Raw genomic sequence first — 15,138 nt, forward strand, 5'->3', positions numbered from 1 at the left:
CATGGGTACTTCGACATTTTCTGAATACACCGTATTGCCAGAGATTTCCGTCGCTAAGATTCCAAAAGAAGCACCGCTTGAAAAAGTCTGCTTACTCGGTTGTGGTGTCACTACCGGCATGGGTGCAGTTAAGAACACAGCTGATGTACAAGAAGGTGATACGGTCGCGGTATTTGGGCTTGGTGGTATCGGTCTAGCCGTCATTATCGGTGCCGTACAAGCGAAAGCGTCACGCATTATTGCGATTGATGTGAACGAAGATAAGTTCGAAATTGCCAAGCAGCTCGGTGCGACTGATTTTGTTAATCCAACAGATTACGACAAGCCTATCCAAGAAGTGATTGTCGATATGACCGACGGCGGTGTCGACTTCTCGTTCGAATGTATCGGTAACGTCGAAGTCATGCGTTCGGCGCTTGAATGCTGCCACAAAGGTTGGGGCGAATCGGTAATTATTGGTGTCGCCGGCGCAGGTGAAGAGATCTCAACCCGCCCATTCCAACTGGTCACCGGTCGCGTATGGCGTGGAAGCGCTTTTGGTGGCGTCAAAGGTCGCAGCCAATTGCCCGACTACGTGCAACAGTACATGGATGGGAAGTTTGATTTAGATACCTTCATTACTCACAACATGTCACTTGAAGAGATCAACGAAGCGTTTGAGCTCATGCACGAAGGTAAGTCGATTCGTTCAGTTATCCACTACTAAGCGACAAAGGTATCCACTATGGAAATCGTAAGCGAAGTACGTACGTTTGGCGGCCGTCAAGTCCGCCTTAAGCACCGCTCTTCGACACTCAACTGCGATATGCAGTTGAGTGTGTTTCTACCGCCCCAAGCAGAGCATCATGCAGTCCCCAGCGTGTACTTTTTATCAGGGCTAACGTGTACTGATGAGAATTTCTCTACTAAAGCAGGTGCACAGCGCGTCGCTGCGCAGCTCGGTATCGCACTAATTATTCCTGACACCAGCCCGCGCGGTGATGAGGTACCTGACGAAGATCGTTATGACTTTGGCAAAGGTGCAGGTTTTTATCTGAATGCGACCGAAACGCCTTGGGCTAAACACTATCAAATGTACGACTACATTCTTGATGAGCTCCCAAAATGCGTAGAGGCACAGTTCCCGCTAACGGATAAACGCTCGATTGCCGGTCACTCCATGGGTGGCCATGGCGCGCTTGTCATTGGTGTGCGGAACCCAGAGCGCTATCAAAGTATTTCGGCATTCTCACCGATCACCCATCCGACTCAATGCCCCTGGGGTGAATATGCGTTTACGCAATATTTGGGAGGCAACCGTGATGCTTGGAAAGACTATGATGCGGTTGAACTTATCAAAGCTTATGGGCAAGTCAGACCGATTCGCGTCGACCAAGGTTTAGCAGACAACTTTCTAGAAGAGCAACTCAAGCCTGAGGCTTTGCAAGCTGTATTCGACGAAACAGATGGACCGGGCGCTATCTATCTGCACGAAGGCTACGATCATAGTTACTACTTTATCAGCAGTTTCATTGAAGAGCAGTTACGCTTCCACGCGCATTATCTGCTCTAACACGCTCGCCCTTATTGCGCGGATTTATCGGTGTCTTCGGACACCGATGATTCAGGCTTTTCAGCAAGATGACGCCGATAAAAGCGCCATTGCCGCGACTTACTGACGTACCAAAGACTAATAAACCATGCCAAGATAATACTCGCTTTCCCCCAAGAAAAACTGCCATGCTGATGCATTAACAAACTACTAATTAATATCGCATCTAACACGAGGGAGACCAACATCAGGGGCTGAGCAGCTCGCATCACATGATTAGCCCAGTTGTAACCATCCTCTTTGGCGAAACTTGTTGCCAACAGAACGAGTAACGCAGGCAAGCCGACCACCAGCATGAGACCAAATTGTTCTGAGCTTTTATAAAATAACGAGAGTAAACGCGTGCGATCTTCATTGAAGGTAAGCGAGACAATACCTGCGAGATAGCCACGGCATAAAAAGAATGTGACCCAAATGAAAAATAGAGGGGTGCTCGCGCGCCCCTCTTTATCCAGATAGCGCGCTCGTTCGACGAACGCCGCTCCGTTGCCAGATCTTTTCATGAAAATAATAACCTACCGTGTTTACCAATGGCTCAATTAATGCCACGGCACCACCCATAACGATATCGCCTGTCATCACCCAAACCACTGTAAAAGCGATTGAGAAATGCATCACGGCAAAACTAGCTGTCTTTATCATAATGCCCTCCATTCCTGTCTAACGAAATGATAGCAATTACGATTTACATTTCTAATTATAAAAACCGATTAAACTGCTCGTTTAAGTTGTTCACGTAGTGTTTTGATATCGTCACGTAACTGTGCCGCCTTCTCAAACTCAAGGTTTTGAGCCGCTTCATACATTTCTTTTTCTTTTGCTTCGATTTCTTTAATCACCGCATTCGTATCTTTGATCATCACGGTGCGTGGATCATAACCTGACGCCACCTCGGCAACGGCTTTCGCCGCACGGTTTTTACGGTTTGCACCGCCTTGCCCTAAGTCCATCACGTCGGTGACTTTCTTATTCAATTTTTGTGGCGTGATACCATGCTCTTCGTTAAATGCAATTTGCTTTTCACGACGACGATCCGTCTCCTCAATCGCGCGTTGCATCGAACCGGTAATCCGATCGCCATAAAGAATCGCCTTACCATTCACGTTACGTGCTGCACGACCAATGGTCTGAATCAAAGAACGATCAGAGCGTAAGAAGCCCTCTTTATCAGCATCAAGAATGGCGACTAGGGAAACTTCCGGCATATCAAGACCTTCTCGCAGCAAGTTAATGCCGACTAACACATCAAACTCACCGAGTCGCAAGTCGCGAATAATCTCCATTCGTTCGACCGTATCAATGTCTGAGTGAAGATAGCGTACACGGATGCCGTGCTCATCGAGGTAGTCACTTAAGTCTTCGGCCATCTTTTTGGTCAATGTTGTCGCAAGTACACGTTCTTCTTTTTCCACGCGCAAACGGACTTCAGACATTAAATCATCGACCTGCGTCGCTACTGCCCGCACTTCAATAATGGGATCCACTAAACCTGTGGGTCGCACGACCTGCTCAACCACCTCGCCACTACTGCGTTCAAGCTCATATTTCCCAGGTGTTGCAGAGACATAAACTGTTTGTGGTGCGATAGCCTCGAATTCATCAAACTTTAACGGTCGGTTATCCAACGCACTCGGCAGTCGAAAGCCATACTCCACCAGATTTTCCTTTCGTGAGCGGTCCCCCTTATACATAGCGCCGACCTGCGATACCGTCACATGAGACTCATCAATGATAAGCAGCGCGTCATCAGGTAAGTAATCCATCAAGGTGGGTGGTGGCTCGCCCGGAGCACGTCCAGACAGATAACGTGAATAGTTTTCGATACCGGAGCAATAGCCAAGCTCCAACATCATTTCAATATCAAACTGAGTGCGCTGATTAATACGTTGCTCTTCAAGCAATTTATTTTGTTTCAGCAATACATCTCGACGATCTTTTAACTCGTCTTTGATTTTCTCAATTGCTTCGACTAAAACTTCACGTGGCGTGACATAGTGTGTCTTTGGATAAATAGTCGCACGCGCAACATCCGCTTCGGTCACTTGCCCCGTGAGCGGCTCAAAAAAGCTGATACGGTCGACTTCGTTATCAAATAGTTCAACGCGCACTGCAAGCTCTTCCGATTCAGCGGGGAAAATGTCAATGACCTCACCGCGCACACGATAGGTGCCCCGCTCGAAGGCCGCATCGTTTCGCTTATACTGTAGCTGCGCCAAGCGCCGCAAAATATCGCGCTGGTCAATAATGTCGCCACGACGCAAATGCAGCATCATCTTCATATATGATTCGGGATCACCCAAACCATAAATCGCCGAAACCGAAGCCACCAACACAACATCACGGCGCTCCATCAACGCTTTTGTCGCTGACAGACGCATTTGTTCAATGTGGTCGTTTATCGATGCATCTTTTTCAATAAAGGTATCAGTGGTGGGCACATAGGCTTCGGGCTGATAATAATCGTAATAGGACACGAAATATTCGACAGCATTATTAGGAAAGAATTCTTTCATCTCACCATAGAGCTGTGCTGCCAACGTTTTGTTGTGGGCTAGGATAAGCGTCGGGCGTTGCGACTGGGCAATCACGTTAGCCATGGTAAACGTCTTACCCGAGCCTGTGACGCCGAGTAAAGTTTGATGGGCAAGACCCGCGTCTAAATTCTCTAGAATTTTTTCAATCGCCGCAGGCTGATCACCCGCAGGCTGGTAACTCGATATTAATTCAAATGCTTTACTCACCAACCCTCCTCAACGCTCGCGTAAACCATATATAAGCGATAGCCGCTGTGATGATATTAGCCACCACACCGCCAATAAATAAGCCGTGTAGGTCCGCTAGTAGACTACCTAAGTAGGACAAGGGTACGAAAAAAACAAATAAGCGGATGACACTTAAGCCGAGCGCACGCATGGGTTTATGAATGGCATTAAAACTCGAGTTCGAGAGAATGATCCAACCCTGGAAGCCATAACCGATGGGCATTATGTAGATAAACAATTCAACGATACGCGCCACTTCTTGCTCTTTCGCAAATGCCATCGCAATCCACGGTGCCGTTATTGCCATCGCCGCATAGATAACCAGTTGAATGGCAAATACCGCTTTTAAGGCTTTGCCATAGGCCTCTCGTACCCGATCAACTCGGTTGGCACCAAAGTTTTGGCTAATCAACGGCGGCAACGACATGGATAGCGCCAGAATAATGATACTCGCGAGCGACTCGAGTCGAGTGCCAACGCCAAATGCCGCCACTGCCGCCGCACCATAAGATGCAATAATAGCCGTCATGACCGACATCGCGAGCGGAGTCAGAATATTGGCGCCTGCCGCTGGCAGACCAATTTTCAGAATAGCGCGAGCAGCATCGACCCATTCGCGAAACAACCCGCGTGTCGTTTCGATACGTACCCGAATAAGCTGCTTACGATTAAGTAACCAAAACACGAGAACCACACCACTCAACCACGAAATCACGCTCGCTAAAGCGGCTCCCTCAATACCCATCGCAGGGATCGGTCCCCAACCAAAAATAAGGATCGGATCAAAAATGGCATTCGCCAAACCGCCCGAGGCCATAATCAATGATGGTGTTCGTGTGTCGCCCGATGCGCGCAATACCGCATTGCCGACCATTGGCGTGACCAACATGACGCTGCCCGCAAACCATAGCGTCATATATTCACGGATCAGCGGCAGTAAACGTTGTTGTGCTTGCAGGAGGGTAAAAATACTGTCCATGAAAATATAGCCAACGGCTGACAGTATCAGAACAAGTAAAGCGGAAACCGAGAGTGCAGCAAAACCATCGAAATGAGCTTCTTCGGGTTTATCCCGACCGTACTTACGCGCGATAACAGCGGATGTACCAATACCCAAGCCGATGGTGAGGCTAACAACCGTAAAGGTGATTGGAAAGGTAAAGCTGACGGCAGCAAGTGGGTCAGTACCTAACAGACTAATAAAGAAAGTATCTACGACATTAAAACTTATCAGCGTAGCGACACCAAAGATAACGGGCCACGTCATTTCCCATAGCGTTTTTCCAACCGGCGCGTTGATAAGACTTCGAGATGCGTCGGTTGTAGCCATGAAAATACCTCCTGTTGAATTAACCTCATTAGTGTACAGCAAACATCTATTGTTTGGCTATGTTGATAGACTTTAACGCGACCGATCCGTATAGTAGAGAGCTGTTTACATAAGCAAAATCGGAAGGAATACGTAGTGGACTATCAGCTCTCAAAGCGCGTTAATTCTATCCAACCTTCTCCTACGCTGGCAGTAACGCAAAAAGCCAACGAATTAAGAAGCGCGGGTAAAGATGTGATTGGTTTAGGTGTGGGTGAACCCGACTTTGATACACCCGATTTTGTCAAACAAGCTGCTATTAAAGCCATCGAAGACGGCAAAACCAAGTACACTGCGGTTGATGGTATTGTCGAACTTAAACAAGCAGTTTCCGATAAGTTTAAACGTGATAACCAGTTGGAATACGGTCTTGATGAAATCATCGTCTCGGCAGGCGGTAAACACAGCATTTTTAATTTACTGAGTGCTTGGCTCAACCCGGGTGATGAAGTGGTGATACCGGCGCCTTACTGGGTTTCTTATCCAGATATGGTAAAGCTGGTTGAAGCAGAGCCCGTGATCGTCCATACCGATTTAGAGCAGCGGTTTAAAATCACTCCTGAGCAATTGCGCGACTCATTAACCGAAAAAACCCGTTTAATGTTTATCAACAGTCCATCTAACCCGAGTGGTACAGCCTACTCAGCAGAGGAACTACGTGCACTTGCTGATGTACTGGTTGATTTCCCAAATGTGCTGATCGCGACAGATGATATGTATGAGCATATTTTATGGGATCGTAGCCAATTCGCTAATATTGTGATGGTTGCGCCTGAATTACGCGACCGCACAGTTATCTTATCCGGTGTTTCGAAAGCCTACGCAATGACCGGCTGGCGTATTGGTTATGCAGCAGGTCCAGCACCTATCATTGCGGCGATGAAAAAGATTCAGTCTCAGAGCACGTCAAATCCAGCCAGCATTAGCCAACATGCGGCAGTAGCCGCTTTAAATGGCGACCAAAGCTGCATCGATACAATGGTCAGTGCGTTTAAGGAGCGCCACGATTACTTGGTGAGTGCACTTAACGAGATAGAGGGTATTGAGTGCGTAAAAGGTGATGGCACCTTCTACACTTTCGCGCGTATCCAAAACCTAATTGAAAAAGCAGGTGTTGCAAACGATGTTGAGTTGTGTGAAAAACTGCTGACCGAAGCTAATGTCGCATTAGTGCCCGGTTCAGCCTTTGGCACTGAAGGCTACTGTCGACTCTCATTTGCAACAAGCCTCGATACACTAAAAAAAGCAGTCGCTCGCATCAATCAATTTGTCAAAGCATTAAAATAAAACATCTATTTATCAGCATTAGAGCCCTATTAGCGTACTAATAGGGCTTTTTTTATATTTTCACCTTAGAAATAAGGCGCGATCCCGCTATCAAAATCGAGAAACACACAAGACATTTTTATTACAACAACCCCACTTTTATATGCTTATTTATTACAAAAAAATCAATTTGATGGCTTGACAAATGGGACCTGAAAGCCTTCAACAGACGCTTAAAGCGTGCCTAAAAATCACCCAAATTAAATAAGAAATACACAAGTTGCTGATTCTTCGGGCAATCTTGGGTGCTCACTCAGTCAATTCAGCCATGTTTTTGTTTTGTTTTTATAAGACATTGTTTTTATTAGGTTTTTAATGATTGATGCATTTTCTGAACAATCGCTAACCTTAGCTGAAAACCGCACTAAACGTACTATTTCACATACTTAAACACAGGGTTATCCACAGAATCCGTGGATAAGATCCTGTAGGCTTTAACTGATGCGGATTTCAGCGGTATGTGGATATCCTCAGCGAGCAACAACTTATAACATAAGGCATAACTGGCTTTATGACAGGTACTTGACATTTACATGGACAGCCTTTAGCACACAGTTTTTGGTATAAGGCTACAAAATATACACTCGCACAAGATTTAAGCAGTTAAATGAAAAAACAATAAAAATACCGCATCATTAGTTGACAGGCGCCGCATAGGTCTTTAATATTCGACGCCGTTAAGACGTGTTCCCCAGTAGCTCAGTTGGTTAGAGCGGTGGACTGTTAATCCATGTGTCGTTGGTTCGAATCCAACCTGGGGAGCCAACACGTTTTAATACTACAATTTGTTCCCCAGTAGCTCAGTTGGTTAGAGCGGTGGACTGTTAATCCATGTGTCGTTGGTTCGAATCCAACCTGGGGAGCCAATCTCAAGCTTCCAAAGTTGTTATCTCCAAAGCGCCGTCAATCTAGTTTTTTCGTTTTCCTGTGCACCCGATTTTATCCATTGCGCGATATTGTCTGCCATATTTGGCCATTCACAATTGAGGGCAGCGCGTTGATGGCCCGCTAACCATGCACGCACATTATCCTCTGAAATTTCATGCATTACGTAAGCAAGCTGACTGTCAGCTAAAAGCTTGCTATTCCAGTGTTGCTCGAACTGACCTCGCAAAGGTTTAACAGCAAACTGTTTATCGCTCTGAAGTGCCTCACACGTGGTTTCAAATCCGGCATTAGCTAATACATACTCCGCAGTTTCGAACTGACATTTAAAGCCCTCACGCGACGGAGGGAAACCCAAAATATGAGGCGCATCTAGGTTGTCCGTTTGCTTTATGCTTGGGTGAAAAACTGAAAATTGGTAGGACTTTAATGGAATGAGTGCATCAACCACTTGCTCTAAATTTTCAAATGACAAATAAACCAACACGTGACGCTGACTGACCTCAGCCTCGAATTGATGTTCTCTTACAATCGGTGCAATACAATTATCAAGCGGTTGCCAATGCATACCGAGCCAACGTGAAGCCGGTGCAAAATAGTCAATGAGACCGCGCTGTAGTAGCGTAAGCTTAGAGTAAAGCGATGGCTCTTTAAATGCGTACTGTCGGCCAATTCCGATGCATTGCTTTTTAGCCCGTTTTGCAGCCCATGCTGTAACAGGCTCATAATCTGTCAAAACGAGGTCATAAGCGGACAGGTCGAGTGTCTTTACGTCTGACCAAAACTGCTTAAAAGAATTATTTCGATAGGAATTCAAGTAATCCACGCGGCCATTTTGCGTGGCAAAGCTCAGTCCCTGACGCCATTGATAGTCGCCGAACGCACCCATATCAAATAAACGGCTCGGTTCACGTCCCGAGATTAAGTAGTCCACATCAACCGCATAGTGATTCAGCCATTTCGATAACGTGTGGCAACGACTTAAATGACCATTACCCGTCCCTTGAACACCGAACAAAATTCGCATAGTTAACCCTAGAATGCAGAGTGAATAAGAAAGAAGGTTTCGACAAAGGTGATGCCAAGTAGCGCGCCGACACAGACATCCGATACATAATGTGCTCCCACTACGACGCGGGAAACTCCGACAGCACATGCCCACGGCAAAAGATACAGTGCGAAAACGGGGTAGTAGTAAGAGAGACAGGTCACGAAGATAAAGGCGGCGCAAGTATGACCCGAAGGAAAGCTAAACTCATCCTGAGCGACAAACAGTTTTTTAGAAGCCATTAAAGTCGTTGGTCGTGCCCGTTTGAGCTTGTTTTTTAGCCACCAATAAAGCGGACGCTCGAATAAAAAAATAGCCGCACATGCGATAAAGAAGGCTTGTCCATCGGCACTGTGTAAAACAAATACTAATCCAGCGATAAAGTACCAGTAACCGTCCCCCGAACGCGAAAAACATTGCGCAACAGCGGCAATCCAACGATGTTGATTTAAACGATGAATACGAGTGAACCAGCTTAAATCGACTCGTAACGCGGTTTCTTGCAATGCTGTTAACCAGACCATGACAATGCCCCCGTTTATTGGCTTGCCCGTTACATTGCGCTAACAAAATGACAGTCACGCGTCAGTTACGTTAAATAACAGTGACAAAATTCGACGAATCTTGTCCGTTCTATTGACCTCTGTCTGTTGTTTATCAATGTCAAAACACCGATAATAGGCGCCGGTTTAAATCACGTGTGGAAGAATTGAATGACGGATTACTTGCTGCTGCTTATAGGCACCGTACTGGTCAACAATTTTGTATTGGTAAAGTTTTTGGGACTTTGCCCATTCATGGGCGTATCTAACAAGCTAGATACGGCGATTGGCATGTCGGCGGCAACCACATTTGTACTAACCTTAGCATCGGTATGCAGCTACTTAGTGAATCAGTACTTACTCGAACCGTTGGGGTTAATGGCACTGCAAACCTTGAGTTTTATTTTGGTCATCGCGGTGGTCGTACAATTTACTGAAATGGTGGTGCATAAAACGAGTCCGACACTCTATCGTCTACTGGGTATTTTTCTTCCGCTTATTACCACCAACTGTGCGGTTCTGGGTGTAGCACTTCTGAATATCAACGAACAACATAATTTCGTACAGTCAATCGTTTACGGGTTTGGTGCAGCAGTCGGTTTTTCACTCGTTTTAATTCTATTTTCTGGCATTCGCGAGCGCTTGGCTGCGGCCGATGTACCGAAAGCTTTTAAAGGCTCAGCGATTGCGATGATAACAGCGGGCTTAATGTCACTCGCGTTTATGGGCTTTAGCGGATTGGTGACCCAATAATGAGTTTTGTAGTTGGTTTAATCGCTATCGGTGCGCTTGCGCTGATATTTGGCTTAATCCTCGGTTTCGCAGCTATCAAGTTTAAGGTAGAAAGCGACCCTATCGTTGATCAAATCGATGAGATCCTGCCGCAAACTCAGTGTGGACAATGTGGCTATCCGGGTTGTCGTCCTTATGCAGAGGCGATTGCTAATGGCGACGAGATCAACAAGTGCCCGCCTGGCGGTGAAGCTACAATAAAAAAACTCGCGGACCTGATGGGTGTCGAGGCCAAGCCTCTCGACGCAGCGCATGGTGAAGAGAGTGTCAAAAAAGTCGCCATCATTCGCGAGGATGAGTGTATTGGTTGCACGAAGTGCATCCAAGCCTGCCCTGTAGACGCCATTTTAGGTGCCGCAAAACAAATGCATACCGTTATTGAGCATGAATGTACCGGCTGTGATTTATGTGTCGAGCCCTGCCCTGTCGATTGCATTGATATGGTAGAAATCAAAGCTAAACCCGAAACCTGGCAGTGGAACCTCGATAGCGTGAAACAGAATATCCACAAAGCCGATACCATTCCCGTCAAACTGGTGGAGTAAGACGATGCAAGACATCAAGCAGTTCGTTGAGTCAGGTCAAATTGCACGCTTTCCCGGCGGTATACATCCACCAGAGCGCAAACAACCCGCGAGTGAGCAGGCGTTGCGCCGAGTTCCTTATGCTGATGAGCTTATTCTTCCGTTACGTCAACATATCGGCTTATCGGGTCAGTGCACAGTGCGCGTAGGAGAACGTGTACTAAAAGGTCAAGCATTAACTGATGCGGCATTGCATCAAGGCCTGCCACTGCACGCACCCACTTCAGGCACGGTAAAAGCGATTGAACAACGACCTATGTCGCATGCTTCAGGTCTCCCAGAACAAGCTATTGTGATTACACCGGATGGCGAAGATAAGTGGCGAGAACGTCAGCCTTTGCCTGATTATCAGCAACGTGATAAAGCCGAGTTGTTAGATATTATTCAGGCAGCCGGAGTTGCAGGGTTAGGAGGAGCGGGCTTCCCTACTTCACAAAAGCTCGCCCAGCAAAAACCGGTCAGTTATCTAATCATTAATGGCGTTGAGTGCGAACCCTATATTTGCGCCGACGATCGCTTAATGCGCGAACATGCTAGAGATATTGTGCTCGGTATGCGAATTCTAGCTTACATCACGGGTACCGATAAAACGTTGCTCGCGATTGAGGATAACAAACCAGAAGCTATCGACAGTATGCGCGCCGCTATAGCGGAATATGATGATATTGAGCTTCGCATCGTGCCGACGAAGTATCCATCAGGAGGAGAGAAGCAACTTATCCAACTGCTCACTGGCCACGAAGTGCCGAGCAAACAACTCCCTATTGAGATGGGTATTATCATGCAAAACGTGGGGACTGCATTTGCTGTAAAAGAGGCGGTAATTGACGATAAGCCGTTAATCGAGCGTGTGGTAACCCTGACGGGTGAATGTATTGAGCAACCAGGCAACGTCTGGTCACCATTAGGAACGCCTGTTGATGCCCTGCTTGAATACGCTGGTTTTAAGCCAGAGCAGCAACAGCGAGTTATTATGGGCGGTCCCATGATGGGCTTCACGTTGCCAATTACCGCAGTGCCCGTCATCAAAACCACTAACTGTATTCTCGTGCCGAGTACCCGAGAACTGCCACCACCGGGCGATGAAATGGCGTGTATCCGTTGTGGAGCCTGCGCAGAGGTATGCCCTGCCACTCTTCAACCGCAGCAATTGCAATGGTTGGCAAAAGCCAAAGATTATCCAGCACTCGAAGAAAATAATCTGTTTGATTGTATTGAGTGCGGTGCATGTGCATTTGTTTGTCCAAGTGAAATACCACTTGTGCATTACTACCGTCAGGCAAAATCTCAGATGCGTAACCAAGCGCGCGAACAAGCAAAAGCTGAACTCGCGAAAAAACGTTTCGAAGCGCGTCAAGCGCGTTTAGAGCGTGAAAAAGAAGAACGTTTAGAGCGTCACCGAAAGGCCGCCGAAGCGCGTAAGCAAATGCAGCAACAACAGGCCCAAGAAGCATCTGAACAGCCGTCGGACAACGACGGTAAGTCATCAGCGGTTGCTGCCGCCATTGCTCGTGCGAAAGCCAAAAAAGCAGCGCAAGAGGACGGTAGCTCGACCCCGGCTCAACCTACAGACGCTGAATCCAAGCAAAAGTCGAAGAAATCAGCAGCAGTAGCCGCAGCTATCGAACGTGCTAAGGCAAAGAAAGCGGCCCAGCAAACGGCTCGTGAAAGCGATGTTGAAGCCGAAAGCCCAGCCACTGAACAGCAACGCCCAGCACAGGATAAATCAGCAGCGGTCGCGGCGGCTATTGCTCGCGCTAAAAAGAAAAAGCAAGCACGCGAACAGCAAACATCAGACGATCGAGCCAGCCAAAGCCCTGATCAGGAGGATAAACAATAATGAGCTTTAAAGTGGCCGCCGCTCCGCATGGGCATAGCCAAAAAAAGACGAACCAAGTAATGGCCTGGGTGGTGTTCGCGCTTATTCCTGGCGTGATTATCCAATCATACTTTTTTGGTTGGGGCGTTTGGTTTCAGATTTTGATCGCCGTCACTGTCGCGTACCTATCTGAATCTATTTGTGTTTGGGCGCGTGAACGTAGCGCGCGTCAGGCATTGCGAGATAACACCGCATTGGTGACAGCGGTTTTATTAGCCATTAGCATCCCTCCCTTGGCGCCTTGGTGGATTATTGTAATCGGGACGCTATTTTCGATCGTCGTCGTAAAGCAAGTTTATGGAGGCATGGGACAAAACATATTTAACCCTGCAATGGCAGGCTACGTGTTGTTACTCATTTCTTTTCCTGTCCAAATGACACACTGGCTACCCGCAGCTCCTATTGCCCCCTACGATTTAGGACTGTGGCAAACACTACACACTATTATTTTTGAGTACACACCCACCGGGTACGATGTTGAACAACTACGCACTACCGTTGACGGTATGTCGATGGCGACCCCACTTGACGGTGTTAAAACCGCGCTCGATCAAGGCAAGATCTTAACCGAGGCATATCAGCAACCCATGCTAGGAAGTTTAGCGGGTATTGGCTGGCAATGGCTTAATTTGGGTTTTCTGCTAGGCGGCATTATCTTACTGCAACAACACATCATCCGTTGGCATATCCCTGTTGGCTTTCTAGCGGGTCTACTTGTACCAAGCTTTTTGGCACACATGTTCGCTCCCAGCATTATACCAGGACCTATCTTTCATGCGCTGAGCGGCGCGACGATGCTGGGTGCGTTTTTTATCGCTACGGATCCAGTCTCGGCAGCAACATCGGATCGCGGGCGGTTATTATTTGGCTTACTCATCGGTTTATTGGTATGGGTGATTAGAACCTGGGGCGGTTATCCCGATGCAGTGGCTTTCGCAGTGCTACTTGCGAACCTGTGTGTTCCCATTATTGACCGTTATACTCGCCCAACTGTTTACGGACATCACTCAGGAGCGAAACATGACGCTGAATAGCATGCAGAAAAACGGCTTGTTACTGGGGTTGTTTGCTTTAGTATCGACTGCGTTGGTGCTTAGTGTGGAAGCCGTCACAGAAGATGCCATTGCGGAGCAACAGCGCACGCAAACACTCGCTTCGCTGAATGAAATCATCCCTCCTGAGCTTCACGACAATGACCTCTATCACTCCTGCGGCCTGTTGTCAGATAACGCACTGAGTGAGCAGCCTGTTCCAATTTACCGCGGTTACCTGAATGGTAAACCCAGCGCTTTAGCTGCTGAGGCCGTAGCTCCTAACGGATACTCAGGAAAAATCCGCTTACTGGTTGCCATCAAACCTGATGGTGAAGTGTTGGGTGTACGAACACTACAACACCAAGAGACGCCGGGCTTGGGTGATAAGATCGAAAAACAAAAGAGTGACTGGATACGATCATTTGCGGGCAAACGCTTGACAGATGAGGATGACGAACGATGGGCGGTGCAACGAGATGGTGGTATGTTCGATCAATTTACGGGCGCAACGATAACGCCACGCGCAGTAGTGGGTGCAGTAAAATCCGCCACTTGGTATTTACAGCAAAACAGTACCCAACTGTTCCAAGACTCGTTACCGCAATGCAATTCAGCTTCACAAGGTGAATCCCATGAGTGAGTTTAAAACACTGACTAAACAGGGTTTGTGGGAAAATAACCCGGCTTTAGTTCAACTTTTAGGTTTATGCCCGCTACTTGCCGTCACCGCCTCTGTGACCAACGCCTTAGGACTCGGCTTAGCTACGCTATTTGTTTTAATGGGCTCAAACATTACAGTTTCACTGGTTCGCCAATGGGTGCCTCAGGAAATACGTATTCCTGTTTTCGTTATGGTAATAGCCACCTTTGTTACCATTATCCAGTTATTGATGAATGCCTACGTCTATCAGCTTTACCAAACGCTTGGCATTTTCATTCCATTAATCGTAACCAACTGCGCTATCATCGGCCGCGCAGAGGCTTATGCATCCAAAAATAAATGGCACCATGCGGCTATCGATGGCCTGATGATGGGGCTGGGTTTTGCTGCCGTGTTAGTCGTCTTAGGCGGAATACGCGAAGTGCTCGGCAATGGCACGCTATTTGATGGCGCTGAACTATTGCTAGGCGAGTGGGCCAAGCAATTGCGTATCGAACTGTTTAGTCTTGATTATCCATTGCTGTTGGCGATTTTACCTCCAGGTGCCTTCATTGGTATGGGTTTCATTATTGCGATAAAAAACCGTATTGACGCAAAACGCGCACAAATCCAATCAACTGAGAAAACAGTTACACGCGCACGTGTGACAGCCGAAAGCTAATTGA

Annotated in this window: 15 protein-coding genes and 2 tRNA genes; 11 read left to right on the forward strand and 6 right to left on the reverse strand. The window is 47.3% G+C overall.

All coding sequences use genetic code 11. From position 1 onward, the window contains the following. The coding region (locus ABNS04_RS03940) for a zinc-binding dehydrogenase (protein WP_348671197.1) at window positions 1–706 on the forward strand (706 nt) is incomplete at its 5' end. 18 nt (window positions 707–724) lie between these two features. Next, the gene (gene fghA, locus ABNS04_RS03945) at window positions 725–1,552 is read left to right on the forward strand and encodes an S-formylglutathione hydrolase (RefSeq protein ID WP_272977334.1); all 828 of its coding nucleotides are present in this window, start codon (window positions 725–727) and stop codon (window positions 1,550–1,552) included. An 11-nt stretch (window positions 1,553–1,563) separates the two neighbouring features. Here fghA and ABNS04_RS03950 read toward each other — a convergent pair whose 3' ends face one another. The 4 genes from ABNS04_RS03950 to ABNS04_RS03965 all read right to left on the reverse strand — a co-directional run bounded on the left by ABNS04_RS03950 (window position 1,564) and on the right by ABNS04_RS03965 (window position 5,683). After that, window positions 1,564–2,094, reverse strand: coding sequence for a DUF2919 family protein (locus tag ABNS04_RS03950; protein ID WP_006956546.1), 531 nt, complete (start codon window positions 2,092–2,094; stop codon window positions 1,564–1,566). Continuing rightward, window positions 2,039–2,233, reverse strand: coding sequence for a DUF2061 domain-containing protein (locus tag ABNS04_RS03955; protein WP_083404989.1), 195 nt, complete (start codon window positions 2,231–2,233; stop codon window positions 2,039–2,041). Before ABNS04_RS03955 ends, ABNS04_RS03950 begins: the two co-directional genes overlap by 56 nt. A 68-nt stretch (window positions 2,234–2,301) precedes the next feature. Beyond that, window positions 2,302–4,332 (reverse strand): excinuclease ABC subunit UvrB, encoded by a 2,031-nt coding sequence (gene uvrB, locus ABNS04_RS03960; RefSeq protein WP_006956544.1) that lies wholly within the window; start codon window positions 4,330–4,332, stop codon window positions 2,302–2,304. Then, the gene (locus ABNS04_RS03965; protein ID WP_006956543.1) at window positions 4,325–5,683 is read right to left on the reverse strand and encodes an MATE family efflux transporter; all 1,359 of its coding nucleotides are present in this window, start codon (window positions 5,681–5,683) and stop codon (window positions 4,325–4,327) included. The genes uvrB and ABNS04_RS03965 overlap by 8 nt, the downstream gene beginning before the upstream one ends. A 135-nt stretch (window positions 5,684–5,818) precedes the next feature. On the opposite strand from ABNS04_RS03965, the gene ABNS04_RS03970 reads away from it, so the two are divergent. From ABNS04_RS03970 to ABNS04_RS03980, 3 genes are all read left to right on the forward strand, one after another. Further along, window positions 5,819–7,009, forward strand: coding sequence for a pyridoxal phosphate-dependent aminotransferase (locus ABNS04_RS03970; protein ID WP_272977333.1), 1,191 nt, complete (start codon window positions 5,819–5,821; stop codon window positions 7,007–7,009). Window positions 7,010–7,736: 727 nt separating this feature from the next. Further along, window positions 7,737–7,813: transfer RNA gene (locus ABNS04_RS03975), tRNA-Asn, on the forward strand. A gap of 24 nt (window positions 7,814–7,837) precedes the next feature. Beyond that, window positions 7,838–7,914 (forward strand) — tRNA-Asn (locus ABNS04_RS03980). A 20-nt stretch (window positions 7,915–7,934) separates the two neighbouring features. Here ABNS04_RS03980 and ABNS04_RS03985 read toward each other — a convergent pair. Both ABNS04_RS03985 and ABNS04_RS03990 read right to left on the reverse strand, forming a co-directional pair. Beyond that, window positions 7,935–8,960, reverse strand: coding sequence for a glycosyltransferase family protein (locus ABNS04_RS03985; RefSeq protein ID WP_272977332.1), 1,026 nt, complete (start codon window positions 8,958–8,960; stop codon window positions 7,935–7,937). Between the two features lie 8 nt (window positions 8,961–8,968). Continuing rightward, on the reverse strand, window positions 8,969–9,505 hold the full coding sequence (locus ABNS04_RS03990; protein WP_272977331.1) for a phosphatase PAP2 family protein: 537 nt from the start codon (window positions 9,503–9,505) through the stop codon (window positions 8,969–8,971). A gap of 189 nt (window positions 9,506–9,694) precedes the next feature. On the opposite strand from ABNS04_RS03990, the gene rsxA reads away from it, so the two are divergent. From rsxA to ABNS04_RS04020, 6 genes are read left to right on the forward strand one after another with little or no spacing between them, the layout of a single operon-like run. Next, window positions 9,695–10,276, forward strand: a complete 582-nt coding sequence (gene rsxA / locus ABNS04_RS03995; protein ID WP_006956531.1) for an electron transport complex subunit RsxA — start codon at window positions 9,695–9,697, stop codon at window positions 10,274–10,276. Further along, the gene (gene rsxB, locus ABNS04_RS04000; RefSeq protein WP_006956532.1) at window positions 10,276–10,860 is read left to right on the forward strand and encodes an electron transport complex subunit RsxB; all 585 of its coding nucleotides are present in this window, start codon (window positions 10,276–10,278) and stop codon (window positions 10,858–10,860) included. The genes rsxA and rsxB overlap by 1 nt, the downstream gene beginning before the upstream one ends. A gap of 4 nt (window positions 10,861–10,864) precedes the next feature. Next, entirely contained in the window at window positions 10,865–12,739 is a 1,875-nt protein-coding gene (gene rsxC, locus ABNS04_RS04005) for an electron transport complex subunit RsxC (RefSeq protein ID WP_272977330.1), read from the forward strand. After that, window positions 12,739–13,812, forward strand: a complete 1,074-nt coding sequence (gene rsxD / locus ABNS04_RS04010; RefSeq protein WP_272977329.1) for an electron transport complex subunit RsxD — start codon at window positions 12,739–12,741, stop codon at window positions 13,810–13,812. Before rsxC ends, rsxD begins: the two co-directional genes overlap by 1 nt. Then, window positions 13,799–14,452: an electron transport complex subunit RsxG gene (rsxG, locus tag ABNS04_RS04015; RefSeq protein ID WP_272977328.1), complete on the forward strand. Its 654-nt coding sequence runs from the start codon at window positions 13,799–13,801 to the stop codon at window positions 14,450–14,452. The genes rsxD and rsxG overlap by 14 nt, the downstream gene beginning before the upstream one ends. Then, window positions 14,445–15,134, forward strand: coding sequence for an electron transport complex subunit E (locus ABNS04_RS04020; RefSeq protein ID WP_272977327.1), 690 nt, complete (start codon window positions 14,445–14,447; stop codon window positions 15,132–15,134). Before rsxG ends, ABNS04_RS04020 begins: the two co-directional genes overlap by 8 nt. Window positions 15,135–15,138 lie beyond the last annotated feature (4 nt).

This window comes from uncultured Idiomarina sp., from assembly GCF_964010655.1.
In the GTDB taxonomy this organism is placed as follows: domain Bacteria; phylum Pseudomonadota; class Gammaproteobacteria; order Enterobacterales; family Alteromonadaceae; genus Idiomarina; species Idiomarina baltica.